The following is a 13,335-nucleotide window of genomic DNA, read 5'->3' on the forward strand; positions in this document are numbered from 1 at the left end:
GCCGTTCAGCCTCTGGTGAAGCCAATGAAATCGTCGGGCGCGGCGCGGCCCATTTCCTCTTCCCAGTGGCGGCGGCAGAGCGAGATATAGACGTCCTTGCCGATCGCCACCTGTTCGCCTTGTCTGGCCACCTTGCCGTCAGCGCCGAGACGCACGACCATCGTCGCCTTGCGGCCGCAGCGGCAGATGGTGCGCACTTCGCGCAGATCGTCTGCGATGGCCAGAAGCGCTCGCGAACCGGAAAACAGATTGCCCTGGAAATCGGTGCGCAGGCCGTAGCACATCACCGGGATGTTCAGCCGGTCGGCGATACGGGCGAGCTGCCAGACCTGCTCTTCCTCGAGAAATTGCGCCTCGTCGACAAAGATGCAATGCACCGTCGTATGTTCGTGATGCTCGGCGACGCGAGCGTAGAGATCGTCGCCGTCGCGGAACATCTCGGCCTCCGTCTCCAGGCCGATGCGCGACGAGATCAGCCCGGTGTCGCCCTTTCTGTAGTGGCCGGCGACGAACAGCATCGTCGTCATACCGCGTTCGCGATAATTGTAGGACGCCTGCAGCAGCATTGTCGTTTTGCCGGCATTCATCGTCGCATAGTGGAAGTAGAGCTTGGCCATGCCGTCCTTTTAAGCCGAGTTGGCGCGGCGCGGGGAGAGGGCACCGCTGCATTTCATGGGAAAAGCCGTCTGCCATCGAAAAAGCGGCAGGCGTGTCGCTGTTTGGCCAGTCCGCGCCGTTGATCGTGATTGTCTTAGCGCTTGAAACCACACCAGAATGGTGTTTGGCTGATGAAACAAGGCGGGCAGAGAAACCGTAACTACGCTTCGCCAAAGAATCACAATGGGAGACTGCCAATGTCGCGTATGAACACCTTCGTCGCCGGTCTCGGCCTGGCGACTTTTCTGTCCACGAGCGCTGCACTTGCCGGCGATCCGGAGAGNATCCGGAGAGCTGCAAGGCGGTGCGCCTTTCCGATGTCGGCTGGACCGACATCCAGGCAACCACCGGCGTCGCTTCGGTGCTGCTCACCGCGCTCGGCTACGAGCCGCAGACGATCCAGCTGTCGGTGCCGGTGACCATGGCGTCGCTGAAAAACAAGGATCTCGACGTCTTCCTCGGCAACTGGATGCCGTCGATGACCAACGACATCAAGGACTACACCGCCGATGGTTCGGTCGAGACGATCGGCACCAACCTGACCGGCGCCGGCTACGGCATCGTCGTACCGACCTATGTCGCGGAGGCCGGCGTCAAGTCGCTGACCGACATCGGCAAGTTCAAGGACAAGTTCAACGGCAAGATTTACGGCATCGAGGCGGGCAATGACGGCAACCGCATCATCCTCGACATGATCAAGAACCCGAAGGACAATCTCGAAGGCTTCGAGCTGGTCGAGTCCTCGGAAGCCGGCATGCTGACGCAGGCCGAGCAGTCGATCAAGAACAATGAGTGGATCGCGTTCCTCGGCTGGACGCCGCATCCGGTGATGGGCGCCATGAAGCTCACCTATCTCGACGGCATGGGCGACAGCGGCTTCGGCGCCGCCACCGTCTACACCAATGTGCGCAAGGGCTACACCACCGAATGCCCGAATGCCGGCAAGTTCATCGCCAACCTGAAGTTCAACCTGGACATGGAAGGCGAGATGATGGACGCGATCCTGAAGGGCGGCGACGCCAACACGGTGGCAGCCGACTGGCTGAAGAAGCACCCTGACGCGGTTGCGCCGTGGATTGCCGGCGTCACCACCTTCGATGGCGGTGATGCGGCAGCGGCGGTCAAGACCGCGCTCGGAAGCTGAGCCGACTGAATTCGGCAAAGCCGAACCAGGAAGGGCAGCCAATCTAGAAAAGGCTGCCCTTTTTCATATCCTGTGAGAAGATGACCTAACGACAGCGGAGGCCGGAAGCAGGCGGTCTCTCGCATGAGAGGGGCGATATGGATCCGATTTCGAAATTCATGGTCGATCACAAGATACCGATCGGCGCCTGGGGAAAGGCGTTCTTCGGTTTCCTCACCGACAATTTCGACACCGTGTTCAGGGCCTTCTCGAATGGCCTCAATTTCTTGCTCGACGGGCTGGTTAGCATCCTTTTGATGGTGCCGCCGGTGCTGCTGGCGCTGATCATCGCCATCATCGCCTGGCTGCTGCAGCGCTCGCGCCCGCTGGCCATAGGCGTCTTTCTCGGCCTGATCTTCATCATCAACCAGAACCTCTGGAAGCAGACGGTGCAGACGCTGGTGCTGGTCGTGGCCGCCGCCGCCATGGCGATGGCCATCGGCGTGCCGCTCGGCATCTGGGCCGCGCACAAGCCGAAGGTCTACCGCATCATGCTGCCGGTGCTCGACCTGATGCAGACGCTGCCGACCTTCGTCTACCTGATCCCGGTCCTGACCCTGTTCGGTCTCGGCAACGCGCCCGGCCTCATCGTCACCATCATCTTCGTCATCCCGACCGCGGTCCGGCTCACCCATCTCGGCGTCGTCTCGGTGCCGAAGTCGATCATCGAGGCCGGCGAGGCGTTTGGCGCCACCAAGCAGCAGCTGCTGTGGAAGGTCGAATTGCCCTCGGCGCTGCCGACCATCATGGCCGGGCTGACGCAGTCGATCATGCTGTCGCTGTCGATGGTGGTGTTTGCAGCACTCATCGGCGCCGGCGGCCTCGGCACTGAAATCAACCGTGCGCTCGGCTCGCGCCGCATCGATCTCGGGCTCGAGGCGGGTCTGGCGATTGTCGTACTCGCCATCGTGCTCGACCGGATGACGCGTATCGGCGTTGGAGGGAAGAAATGACCGTCGCCGTCGATTTCAAAAATGTCGATATCGTCTTCGGCTCCGACCAGGCGGGTTCGCTGGCTCTGATCGACGGCGGCGCCACGCGCGCCGAAATCCTTGAAAAGACCGGCAATGTGCTGGGTTGCGCCGGCGCCAGCCTGACCGTCCATGAGGGCGAAATCTCGGTGCTGATGGGCCTGTCCGGCTCGGGCAAGTCGACGCTGTTGCGGGCAGTCAACCGGCTCAACGTGGTGTCGCGCGGCCAGGTGCTGGTCAAGGACGGCGACAATATCGTCGATGTCGTGACCTGCGATCAGGCGACGCTGCGGCGGCTGCGGCAGAAGCAGGTGGCGATGGTGTTCCAGCAGTTCGGCCTGCTGCCTTGGCGTACGGTGGAGGAGAATGTCGGCCTCGGCCTCGAACTCGCCGGCGTGCCGGAGCAAGAGCGCAAGGAGCGCGTGCAACGCCAGCTGAAACTGGTCAATCTCGACCAGTGGTCGAAGAAATACGCGCATGAGCTGTCCGGCGGCATGCAGCAGCGCGTCGGCCTGGCCCGTGCCTTCGCCACCGAGGCGCCGATCCTGCTGATGGACGAGCCGTTCTCGGCGCTCGATCCGCTGATCCGCACCAAGCTGCAGGACGAATTGCTGCAGCTGCAGGCGGAGCTGAAGAAGACCATCATCTTCGTCAGCCATGATCTGGAAGAGGCGCTGAAGATCGGCACCCACATCACCATCATGGAGGGCGGTCGCATCGTGCAGACCGGGGCGCCGGAAGACATCGTGCTCAAGCCCGCCAATGACTATGTCCGTGACTTCATCGCCAATGTGAATCCGTTGTCGGTGCTGACCGCCTGGAACGTCATGCGCGACAGCCGCGACCTCGAGCACGGCGATAATGGCTGGGTGTGGCTCGACCGGCGCAAGACGACGCGCTTCAAGATCGACGAGCACGGGCTGGTGGCGGCGGCGGAACGCGACGGCAAACCGGCGGTATGGGTTTCATGCGCCGATGTCGAGGCGCAGCCGGAGGAGACGGCGCAAGTGTTCTGGGCCAACCCCGGGACCTCGCTGAAGACGGTGATGCTGGCCATGCACCGCTCGCAGACGGCACCCGTGGCGCTGTTCGACGACCAGTCGCGCTTTGTCGGCGCGATCGGGATACGCGATGTGCTGAGCGCGGTGTTGCGGCGCTAGATCATGATGAGATTTGGTTGAAATCTCATCATGATCTAACCCTTTGTTGGAGCATGATCTTTTCCAAAAACCGGTACCCACTTTTTGGGATCATGCTCTAAGCCAGACCGATGCGCGTGGCGCCGAGCTTGAACAGGGCTGTGGCATCCCGGTCGAAGCGGAAGGTGTGGATGAAGTCGTCCGCACGGTAGTCCGGAAGCGTCTTGCGGATGGCGGCGGCGAAAGTTTTCGCCTCGTCCAGTCGCCCCGCCAGCGCCAGGCAGTGAGCGGCGATCGACAGGATGATGACATGGGCGTTGGGGCGGGCAGCCGCTTTCAGCGCCCATTCGGCTGCCTCGTCGAACTGGCCGAGGCGGACATGCGCCATGGCGCGTGCGCCCAGCATGCCGAACAGCATCGGGTCGAACGGCGACAGATGGCGCGAATGATCCGACGATCCGATCGCCGCGTGCGGGTCGCCCGACTGCGAATGCACGAAGGACAGCGCATAGTGGCCAAGCGCGAAGTTCGGGCTGAGGTCGACGGCTCTTTGCAGTTCGAGCACGGACGCGTCACCCTCGCCGCGCAGCCACAGCGCCCGGCCCATCGCCCAGTGCGCGGCGGGATTATGATCGTCGACCAAAACGCTCTGGCCGGCCGCCTCAAAGGCAAGCGCGCTGTCCTGGTCGCGGTCGCCCCAGCGCTGGAAGGCGCTCTGCCAATGGGTGAAGGACAGGCCGGCATAGGCGCGGGTAAAGGTCGGATCCTGCTGCAGTGCGATGCCGAAGAAATGCCTGGCCTGCTCGTTTTCGCTGCGGGTGAAGCGATACATATGCCAGAGTCCTCGATGGTAGGCCTCCCAGGCATTGAGCGAATTGGGCGCCTTCAGCATGGCGCGGTTGCGCTCGACCATCTCTATCTCGGATGAGATAGAGGCCACGATGCTGTTGCCGATATCGTCGAGGACAATGAAGATGTCCTCGGCCTTGCGCTCGAAGGTCTCGGCCCAGACGATCCTGGCCGTGCGAACCTCGACAAGCTCGACAGTGACGATCAGGCGACCCGTTGCGCTGCGCACCGTGCCGGTGGCGACATAGTCGACATTCAGCCTTCGGCCGGCATCTTCCGGCGCGATGTTCCTTTCCGCCAGGGCAAAGACCGAGCCCCGGGCGATGACAAAGAAGTCCCTGAGCTTGGCGAGGCGGGTAATGATGTCGTGGGTCAAGCCATCGGCCAGCCCGCCACGAACGCCGCTACCGGCGTCTTCGGCAAATGGCATCACGGCCAGCGAAGCCTTGTGCGGCGTCGCGGCTTCTGAACCGGCAAGCATGACTGACGCCTGGTTCGGCCCGGGCGGAGCTGCCGGTTGTGCCGGCAAAATCGCGCAGGGCCGTTCGCTACGGATGGACAGCCACGCCTCGCGCACCGGGCCGAAATCCAGATCTTCCGACTGGAACAACTGCGCCGCAGCGGCAAGATGGTCTTCGCAGGCGCCGAACTGGCCGCGCCGCGCCAGCCTCACCAGGAGTGCGACATGGGCGCTGCTGTCGAACGGGGTCAGTTCCAGCCATTTTTCGAGATGGGCGGAGACGGCTTCGAAATCGGCCGGCAGCGTCTTGACCAAATGTTCCAGTATAGCAGCTTGGCAGGAACCGAAACGGCGGCGCTGCGCGGTCAGCCAGCTGTTGAAGAGAGGGCTGCGGTCGATCTCCAGCCCTTCGAGGAAGTCGCCGACGAACAGGTCGGAGAGCAACTGCAGTCGCGTCGGCTCGAGCGTTTCGATGCCTGCGGCAGCCGCCGCCGCGACATCCAGAACGTCGACTGAGATGCCGTCGAGGTCGAGCGCGATCGTATCGCCCGATGTTTCGATCCTGCGGCGGCCCGGTTCGTCGAGCGCGGCCCGCAGCTTGCTCAGGCACCAGCGAAGCTCACCCCTGGGATCATTTGGAACATCCCACAGCAACTCGCAGAGCTTGCCACGTCTGACCGGATGGGGCGCCAGCGCCAGATAGGCCAGCAGCGCGCGCAGCTTGCGCGATGCCTGCAAGACCACCGGGACGCCGTCGCGCGCAATCGTCGGCGGCCCAAACAGGCGCACGACAACACCTTGATGGCTGCTCGCCAGGCTCGATTCCACGCCAGATACCACGCCTGCTCCCACGCTGACCTGCCGGCCCCTGCTTTACCACCGAGCACGACAAAGTGCACCCGGCTCGCAAAATTTGTGCGCCGAATGTGGTGTTTGCCACACTGCCGCACGTCAAGGACCTGTAGTGCGGCAAGGTGTCGAAATCTCGCCGCCCAAACCGCCGGTGTGTAACCGGCCCGTGAGCAAGAACCAGGAGTCTACCATGTTGCATCAGCAGAAAATCAGAACCACGGCCGGCCGCGGCCGCCTGTTCGACAGCATCCTCGACACCATCGGCGACACGCCGGTCATCCGCGTCAATAATCTCGGACCGGCGCACGCCACCATCTACGTCAAGGCCGAGTTCTTCAATCCGGCGGCGTCGGTGAAGGACCGGCTGGCGCTCAACATCATCGAGGAAGGTGAACGCACCGGCGCGCTCAAGCCGGGACAGACCATCGTCGAGGCGACCAGCGGCAACACGGGCATCGGTCTTGCCATGGTCTGTGCGCAGAAGGGCTACAAGCTGGTGGTGACGATGGCCGACAGTTTCTCGGTCGAGCGCCGCAAGCTGATGCGGATGCTGGGCGCCAAGGTGGTGCTGACGCCGCGCGCCGAGAAAGGCTTCGGCATGTACAAGAAGGCGGTGGAACTGGCCGAAGCCAATGGCTGGTTCCTGGCCCGCCAGTTCGAGACCAAGGCCAACGCCGACATCCATGAAGCAACCACGGGACGCGAGATCGTCAACGATTTCGCCGGCTCGCGGCTCGACTATTTCGTCACCGGCTACGGCACCGGCGGCACCGTCGCCGGCGTGGCGCGGGTGCTGCGCCGCGAGCGGCCTGAGACTCGGATCGTGCTCACCGAACCGGTTAATGCGCAGCTTGTCGGCAGCGGCAAGCCGCAGATGCGTGGCGCCGGCGGAGCGCCGGCCGCCAGCCATCCGGCCTTCGAACCGCACCCGATCCAGGGCTGGACGCCGGATTTCATTCCCAGCGTCCTGCAGGAGGCCATCGATGGCAACTTCTATGACGAGGTGATGCCGATCGCCGGGCCGGAGGGCATGAAATGGGCCAAGGCGCTGGCGCAGCAGGAAGGCATCTTCACCGGCATCTCCGGCGGTTCGGCTTTTGCCGTGGCGCGCCAGATCGCCGGCACGGCGCCGGCCGGATCGGTGATCCTGTGCATGCTTCCCGATACCGGTGAACGCTACATGACCACGCCTTTGTTCGACGCCATCGAGGCCGAGATGAATGCGGAAGAGCTCGCTCTGTCGCGCTCCACGCCCGGCTGCCAGTTCCCGGCATGATGACGCGGGAGCAATCTGCATGGACGCGATGCCTGGACACTCGGCTGCCAGTACCGAGGAAACGCTTGACCCCTCGGACTGGGCCGGTGTGCAAAGCCTGTCGCATCGGATCGTTGACGATGCCGTCGCTTACCTGCGCGATGTCAGGCAACGGCCTGTGTGGCAGGAGATGCCTGGCGATGTGAGGGACTTCTTCACCGCGTCTCTGCCGCAATCGCCAACGCCGCTTGTCGAGATCTATGGCGATGTCGTGGACAAGGTGATGCCCTATCCGATGGGCAACATCCATCCGCGCTTCTGGTCCTGGTATATGGGGTCGAGCAATTTTACCGGCGCGATCGGCGATTTCCTGGCGGCAATCCAGGGCTCCAATCTCGGAGGCGGCAATCATGCCGCCGCCCTGATGGACGGCCAGGTGGTCGACTGGTGCAAGCAGATGACCGGCATGCCGGCTTCGGCCAGCGGCACGCTGGTCAGCGGCGGTTCGATGGCCAACATCATCGGGCTGACCGTGGCGCGCAACACCAAGGGCGGCATCGACGTGCGCGAGCACGGCGTTGCCGCCATCGAAAAGCCGTTGCGTTTCTATGGCTCGGACCAGGTCCATTCCTGTCACCGCAAGGGGATGGAAGCGCTCGGCCTCGGCAACAAGGCGCTGCGGCGCATTGCCAGCGACGCCGGACTTCGCATCGACATCGAAGCTTTGCGGGCGGCGATATCGGAAGATCGCGCGGCCGGGTTCAAGCCGGCCTGCATCATCGGCAATGCCGGCACTGTCAACACCGGCGCCATCGACGATCTGCAGGCGCTGGCCAAGCTGGCGCATGAGGAGGACCTCTGGTTCCATGTCGACGGCTGCATCGGCGCGCTGATCGCGATCGCGCCCGAGAATGCGTATCGCGTCGCCGGCATCGAATGGGCCGATTCCATCGCGCTCGATCCGCACAAATGGCTGCATGCGCCGTTCGAGGCAGGCTGCGCGTTGGTCAGGGATGCCTCGGCGCATCGCAAGACCTTCGCGGTGACGCCGGAATATCTGGAATCGACACCGCGCGGGTTGGCCTCCGGCCAATGGCTGCACGACTATGGCCTGCAGACGACACGTGGCTTCAAGGCACTCAAAGTGTGGATGGCGTTGCGAGAACACGGCGTCGAAAAATTCGGCCGCCTGATCGACCAGAACATTGCGCAGGGGCAGTATCTCTCAGGGCTGATCGCGGCCGAACTAGCGCTCGAACTGACGGCGCCGACCAGCATCAACATCGTCTGCTTCCGCTATCGCGCGGATGGTCTCGATGGCGAGCGCGCGAAAGCGCTCAACACCGAGATCATGCTGAGGCTGCAGGAAGACGGAACCGCCGCCATTTCCGATACCACGGTGCAAGGCCGGCATTGCCTCAGGGTGGCGATCAACAACCACCGGACCCGGCGCGAGGATCTCGACCTTCTCGTCGCCGAAACGGTCCGCCTGGGCAACGAGATCGCTTCTGCCTGACCGGCCATGGGGTAGTTCTCAGCCGCTGGCGGCCTCCTTTAAATCGCCCTCCGTAGCGGGAAACGTCAGGCCGGGAAGGTAAAATGTGATCGGCCGGATTTCGTAGACTGCCGAGGGATTCACGCGGCGCAAGTCGCGCGCAGCCGCAATCGCCGCCTCCTGCGTGGCGCAGTCGAGGACATAAAGACCCAGCAATTGTTCCTTGGTCTCGGCAAACGGCCCGTCGATGACGATGCCTTCGCCCGGACCGCGCAGCGTGACGGCGTCGGCGGTCGCGCCCAGTCTTGCCGCCGGCCCAAGCTTGCCTTCGCGGGTCAGCCTGGCGTTGACTTCGAGCAGGTCGTGCATCAGCGCCGCATCCTGCTGCGGCGTCAGGGACTGGATGGTCTGTTCGACGTGATAGGCCAGGATGGCGTAAAACATGCGGCGATCTCCTCCTGCTCGAGCGGCCGCACTATTGCAAGGTTGGGTTGGCTGATCCAGCCCGGAAGCCCATCGAGACGCTAGTCTGCTGCCTTATGCCGCCAGCGGCAGGCTGAGCTCCGTCAGCAGGCCGCCGCGGGGATGGTTGGACAGGTTGACATCGCCGCCGGCGGCACGCGCAATGTTGCGGGCAATGGTCAGGCCGAGGCCGAGGCCGCCGGTCTGGCGGTTGCGCGATTGCTCCAGCCGCACGAAGGAACCGAACACCTGGTCGAGCTGCGCCTGCGGTATGCCCGGCCCCTCGTCGCGGATAACCAGCGTGACCGTGCCGTCCGACTGCCGCAGGCTGACATGGGCTTTCTTGCCGTAGGTCACGGCATTCTGGACCAGATTGTTGACGCAGCGCTTGAGCGCCACCGGCCGCGCCATGCAGATCATGCCACGCGGCCTGGCGCCGTCATGGTCGAACGTGACGTCCTCGAAACTGTCGGCGATCGATTCCACTAGCGACCAGAAATCGATCCGCTCGCGCTTCTCCTCGGTGACTTCGAAGGTGGCGAAGTCGATGACGGAGCTGGCGATGCTCTCGATGTCGGCGAGGTCGTGGGCGAGCGCCTCGCGCGCCGTCGATCTGCGCAACAGTTCGAGGCGCAGCCGCATGCGGGTCAGCGGCGTGCGCAGATCGTGGGCGAGCGCGGCGGCCAGATGTTCGCGGTCCTCGACATAGTCGCGCAGCCGGACCTGCATGGCGTTCACGGCTTTGGCCGCGGCGCGGATTTCGCGGCTGCCGGTCTCGGCGATCGGCGGGCTCTTCAGATCCGTGCCGATCCGGTTGACCGCCGTTTCCATCATCCGATAGGGCGCCGTCAGCCGGCGTAGCGACCAGATCGACATGATCACCACCAGGGCCGCGATCAGCGAATAGAGCGGCAGGCTGTCGAAACTCAATATCGGTCCGACCGGCGTGTTGGGCTCGGTGAAATTCAGCCATTGGCCGTCGGCGAAGCGGACAGATGCCGTCAGCTTGTCGCTCTGGGCGAAGCTGGCCGCCAGCGATAACAGGTCACGCTCCACCGCGCCGACATCCTTGGTCACGGCCACACCGCCAGGCGCGTTGGCTGCCTGGGTTGCCGGATCGCGCCGGACGCGGGCGTCGGTGATGCCGAATTTCGACAGCCGCCCGACCAGGATGTCCTCGAGTTCGGCCAGTTCGTCGTCGCCGGCGATCGACGAGGTGACCGCGGGCGTGTCCGACACGGTCAGCGCATAGGTGGCGTTGAACAGACCGGAGGCCGTCAGCTTGCGCTGCTCCGGCGTGTCGTCATGCATCAGCTGCACCAGCGAATAGGCGCGATCGTTCAGCCGGTAGAGATCGACCTCGTCATTGGCGACGGCACGGTCGCGCGAGACGATATAGAGCGTGGCGACCTGGCTGATCAGCAGGCCGGCAATGACAATGAGCAAGACCCAGACCGGCAGGGTTTGCGGCAGGAAACGTCTCATTCGGAGGTGGTCTCGGGCAGGAACTGGTAGCCGCCGCTGCGCACGGTCAGGATCAGTTTCGGCGTCTTGGGGTCGTCTTCCATCTTGCGCCTGAGACGGCTGACCAGGATGTCGATGCTGCGATCGAAGGAATAGTCGCTGTCCCCGCCGGAAAGCTCGATGAGCTGGTCGCGGGTGAGCACTCGCTGCGCGCTTTTGACGAAGGTCTGCAACAGGTTGAACTCCGCCATCGTCAGCTCGACCCTGACATCGCCCGGCGCCATCAGCCGGCGGCGCGAGCAGTCCATCGTCCAGCCGGCGAAATGATAGATCTGCTTGGTGGTGGCGCGCTTCGGCTCGGCAGCACCATTGCGCCTCAAAACGGCGCGGATACGGGCCAGCAGCTCGCGCGGATCGAAGGGTTTGGGCACATAGTCGTCGGCGCCCATCTCCAGGCCGACGACGCGGTCGGTGGTCTCGGTCACCGCCGTCAGCATGATGATCGGCGTCGAGTAGCTGGCGCGCAGGTCGCGGCAGAGCTCCAGCCCGCTCTTTCCCGGCAGCATCACATCGAGCACGATCAGGTCTACCTGCGTGCGGCGCAGTATGTCTTCCATCTCGACGCCGTCGGCGGCAACCGTGGTGCGCAGGCCGCGCTTCTGGAAGAATTCCTGAAGCAGGTCGCGAATGCCCTTGTCGTCGTCGACGATCAGTATGTGCGCATCGGATTTCACGGCGATCCTGTCATTGCTGGCGGCCGGTCGGCGGCTGCCTTCTGAGTCTGCTTCTGTGACGTCACCCACACGATAGAATTCTGGCCACATGTTGGCCAGCGGCGATGATCGCCCGCAAAGCCGATTTGCCAGAAACAATCCAGAAACAAAATTCTATAGTCCGGAAAAACTCCCGAAAAAAATCAAGGGCATAAAGGGTGCCGTGGCGGTCAGGACATCGGCTGCGACGCGAAGACTCCGGAGTAACGGACATTACCGATGCACAGGTTCACGACCAGCTTGATGGGTGCGCTGCTCAGCATTTCGCTCGTCACAGCCGCGGTCGGAGCCACAACCGCAAAGGTGACGCCGATCACAAGGAGCGAGCGCTGCATCGATCTCAATCGCCAGGTAGACGAAGCCCTCGAAACCCATGCCGCGGCAACGCAGGTCACCGCGGCGAAAGCACTGCAAAGAAAGGGAAACCGGTTCTGCGCCAACAAGAAACAGGCACAGGGTATCCGGATGCTCGCGAACGCTTTGAAGCTGCTTGGAGTGACACCGATCGACCCGGTTCAGTGACACTCGAAACTCGACCCGCACAAAGAAGGAAATGAAGCCATGAAAAAGTCCATCCTCTCCGCCACCGGTCTCGCCGTCGCTCTCGCTTTCGCGATGCCGGCTCTGGGCAATGCCGCTGCCACCACGACCGCTGCTCCGGCTGCTTCCACCACCACCGCTCCGGCGACCACGACCGCCAAGCCCCCGGTGAAGAAGGTCGTCGCCAAGAAGCCGGTCAAGAAGCACAAGAAGGCAAAGAAGGTCGTCAAGACGGACGCCCCGAAGGCCTGATCCAGACAGCCAACAGGTTTGTCTGTAACAAGGCCGCTCCAGCACCCCCCGGCTGGAGCGGCCTTGTCGTGTGAGAGCATGATTACCCGTTAATGGGTGCCGGCCACCCAGGACTTTAACCCGTTTGCAATGCCGGTCCGGTAGGATAGCCCGCATGAAGAAGCGGCTTTCATCCATTCTGCGCTCGATGGCCATCGGCGGCCTTGTGGCCTCGGCCATGGTCAGGGTGCTGATCCAGTTCACCGCCAGCCCGGTGCCCGATCCGGTGAGCGGGCGCACGGAGCCGTCGCTGTTTGCACCGGCAATCTCCAGCAGCTGGCAATACATCACACCATGGCAAAGCCTGCTGCTGACCGTGATCACCGGCGCGGCGCTGGCCTGCTTCTTCGGCTGGCTCGCGGTCGCCTGGGTCGAATACAAGGCGGCCGGATCAAGGCCCGATGCGGCATCCAGCGCACGGCAATTCCAGGCTCGTCGCGTCGCCGACCGCCAGGGCCGTTGAACCGCAGCGTACAGTTCCTAAATTTGTGAACGGCAGCACTTCCGGGAAGCCGGTTTGGCGCGCCGATCAAAATGGACGACGGCTTTCCCCCATGACAAAGTGAGAGCGACCCCTCGCGCGATACCGGTTCCCGATGCCTGAAATCAGTTCCAAACCCCGCACCAAGACCAAGCCGCGGACCGAGCGGCCGAAGCTCTACAAGGTCATCCTCATCAATGACGATTTTACGCCGCGCGAATTCGTGGTGACGGTGCTGAAGGGCGAGTTCAAGCTCAGCGAAGACCAGGCTAACCGGGTGATGATCACCGCGCACCGGCTCGGCGTTTGCGTCGTTGCCGTCTTCACCAGGGATGTCGCCGAGACCAAGGCGACACGGGCCGTCGACGCGGCCAAGGCCAAGGGGTACCCGCTGCTGTTTACGACGGAGCCGGAGGAGTAGGTTGAGCGTCTTTCTCCCCGTATAGTGACGGAGAAGGGATCC

General features: G+C 63.4%; 13 protein-coding genes and 1 pseudogene. 9 read left to right on the forward strand and 5 right to left on the reverse strand.

What is annotated here, in order from left to right; genetic code table 11:
- Positions 1–5: 5 nt before the first annotated feature.
- Complete coding sequence (locus X733_RS163145) at positions 6–617, reverse strand: thymidine kinase (RefSeq protein WP_023683669.1); 612 nt, start codon at positions 615–617, stop codon at positions 6–8.
- A gap of 237 nt (positions 618–854) precedes the next feature.
- Here X733_RS163145 and X733_RS0133865 point away from each other — a divergent pair.
- From X733_RS0133865 to choV, 3 genes and pseudogenes are all read left to right on the forward strand, one after another.
- A pseudogene (locus X733_RS0133865) lies at positions 855–1,801 on the forward strand (choline ABC transporter substrate-binding protein).
- Between the two features lie 137 nt (positions 1,802–1,938).
- On the forward strand, positions 1,939–2,793 hold the full coding sequence (gene choW, locus X733_RS163140; RefSeq protein ID WP_023817402.1) for a choline ABC transporter permease subunit: 855 nt from the start codon (positions 1,939–1,941) through the stop codon (positions 2,791–2,793).
- Positions 2,790–3,971 carry a choline ABC transporter ATP-binding protein gene (choV, locus tag X733_RS163135; protein WP_023669996.1) on the forward strand — a complete coding sequence of 394 codons (1,182 nt, stop codon included), beginning with the start codon at positions 2,790–2,792 and terminating at the stop codon, positions 3,969–3,971. The genes choW and choV overlap by 4 nt, the downstream gene beginning before the upstream one ends.
- Before the next feature lie 97 nt (positions 3,972–4,068).
- Here choV and X733_RS163130 read toward each other — a convergent pair whose 3' ends face one another.
- Complete coding sequence (locus X733_RS163130) at positions 4,069–6,099, reverse strand: transcriptional regulator (protein WP_050588628.1); 2,031 nt, start codon at positions 6,097–6,099, stop codon at positions 4,069–4,071.
- Between the two features lie 202 nt (positions 6,100–6,301).
- Here X733_RS163130 and X733_RS163125 point away from each other — a divergent pair, with 202 nt between their 5' ends.
- Entirely contained in the window at positions 6,302–7,387 is a 1,086-nt protein-coding gene (locus tag X733_RS163125) for a pyridoxal-phosphate dependent enzyme (protein WP_023817406.1), read from the forward strand.
- A 19-nt stretch (positions 7,388–7,406) separates the two neighbouring features.
- On the forward strand, positions 7,407–8,882 hold the full coding sequence (locus tag X733_RS163120; protein ID WP_023817408.1) for an aspartate aminotransferase family protein: 1,476 nt from the start codon (positions 7,407–7,409) through the stop codon (positions 8,880–8,882).
- A gap of 18 nt (positions 8,883–8,900) precedes the next feature.
- Here the strand turns inward: X733_RS163120 and X733_RS163115 are convergent, their stop codons facing one another.
- The 3 genes from X733_RS163115 to X733_RS163105 form a co-directional block, all read right to left on the reverse strand.
- Complete coding sequence (locus X733_RS163115; protein ID WP_023817410.1) at positions 8,901–9,305, reverse strand: YciI family protein; 405 nt, start codon at positions 9,303–9,305, stop codon at positions 8,901–8,903.
- A gap of 93 nt (positions 9,306–9,398) precedes the next feature.
- Complete coding sequence (locus X733_RS163110; RefSeq protein ID WP_023817412.1) at positions 9,399–10,808, reverse strand: ATP-binding protein; 1,410 nt, start codon at positions 10,806–10,808, stop codon at positions 9,399–9,401.
- Positions 10,805–11,521 (reverse strand): response regulator transcription factor, encoded by a 717-nt coding sequence (locus X733_RS163105; RefSeq protein ID WP_023670002.1) that lies wholly within the window; start codon positions 11,519–11,521, stop codon positions 10,805–10,807. The genes X733_RS163110 and X733_RS163105 overlap by 4 nt, the downstream gene beginning before the upstream one ends.
- Before the next feature lie 258 nt (positions 11,522–11,779).
- On the opposite strand from X733_RS163105, the gene X733_RS163100 reads away from it, so the two are divergent.
- The 4 genes from X733_RS163100 to clpS all read left to right on the forward strand — a co-directional run bounded on the left by X733_RS163100 (position 11,780) and on the right by clpS (position 13,293).
- Positions 11,780–12,082, forward strand: a complete 303-nt coding sequence (locus X733_RS163100; protein ID WP_023817415.1) for a hypothetical protein — start codon at positions 11,780–11,782, stop codon at positions 12,080–12,082.
- Between the two features lie 39 nt (positions 12,083–12,121).
- Positions 12,122–12,352: a hypothetical protein gene (locus X733_RS163095; protein WP_023670004.1), complete on the forward strand. Its 231-nt coding sequence runs from the start codon at positions 12,122–12,124 to the stop codon at positions 12,350–12,352.
- A gap of 154 nt (positions 12,353–12,506) precedes the next feature.
- The gene (locus X733_RS163090; protein WP_023705924.1) at positions 12,507–12,854 is read left to right on the forward strand and encodes a hypothetical protein; all 348 of its coding nucleotides are present in this window, start codon (positions 12,507–12,509) and stop codon (positions 12,852–12,854) included.
- Positions 12,855–12,987: 133 nt separating this feature from the next.
- On the forward strand, positions 12,988–13,293 hold the full coding sequence (gene clpS / locus X733_RS163085; protein ID WP_023670006.1) for an ATP-dependent Clp protease adapter ClpS: 306 nt from the start codon (positions 12,988–12,990) through the stop codon (positions 13,291–13,293).
- Positions 13,294–13,335: the final 42 nt, after the last annotated feature.

Origin of the sequence: Mesorhizobium sp. L2C066B000, from assembly GCF_000502335.1 — a bacterium.
Classification (GTDB): Bacteria; Pseudomonadota; Alphaproteobacteria; order Rhizobiales; family Rhizobiaceae; genus Mesorhizobium.

Bases quoted from the DNA above. Each gene is read 5' to 3' on its own strand.
- X733_RS163095 (WP_023670004.1), top strand. From the start codon at position 12,122: ATGAAAAAGTCCATCCTCTCCGCCACCGGTCTCGCCGTCGCTCTCGCT.
- choV (WP_023669996.1), top strand. From the start codon at position 2,790: ATGACCGTCGCCGTCGATTTCAAAAATGTCGATATCGTCTTCGGCTCC.
- X733_RS163090 (WP_023705924.1), top strand. From the start codon at position 12,507: ATGAAGAAGCGGCTTTCATCCATTCTGCGCTCGATGGCCATCGGCGGC.
- X733_RS163120 (WP_023817408.1), top strand. From the start codon at position 7,407: ATGGACGCGATGCCTGGACACTCGGCTGCCAGTACCGAGGAAACGCTT.
- X733_RS163145 (WP_023683669.1), bottom strand. From the start codon at position 617: ATGGCCAAGCTCTACTTCCACTATGCGACGATGAATGCCGGCAAAACG.
- X733_RS163100 (WP_023817415.1), top strand. From the start codon at position 11,780: ATGCACAGGTTCACGACCAGCTTGATGGGTGCGCTGCTCAGCATTTCG.
- X733_RS163110 (WP_023817412.1), bottom strand. From the start codon at position 10,808: ATGAGACGTTTCCTGCCGCAAACCCTGCCGGTCTGGGTCTTGCTCATT.
- X733_RS163115 (WP_023817410.1), bottom strand. From the start codon at position 9,305: ATGTTTTACGCCATCCTGGCCTATCACGTCGAACAGACCATCCAGTCC.
- clpS (WP_023670006.1), top strand. From the start codon at position 12,988: ATGCCTGAAATCAGTTCCAAACCCCGCACCAAGACCAAGCCGCGGACC.
- X733_RS163125 (WP_023817406.1), top strand. From the start codon at position 6,302: ATGTTGCATCAGCAGAAAATCAGAACCACGGCCGGCCGCGGCCGCCTG.
- choW (WP_023817402.1), top strand. From the start codon at position 1,939: ATGGATCCGATTTCGAAATTCATGGTCGATCACAAGATACCGATCGGC.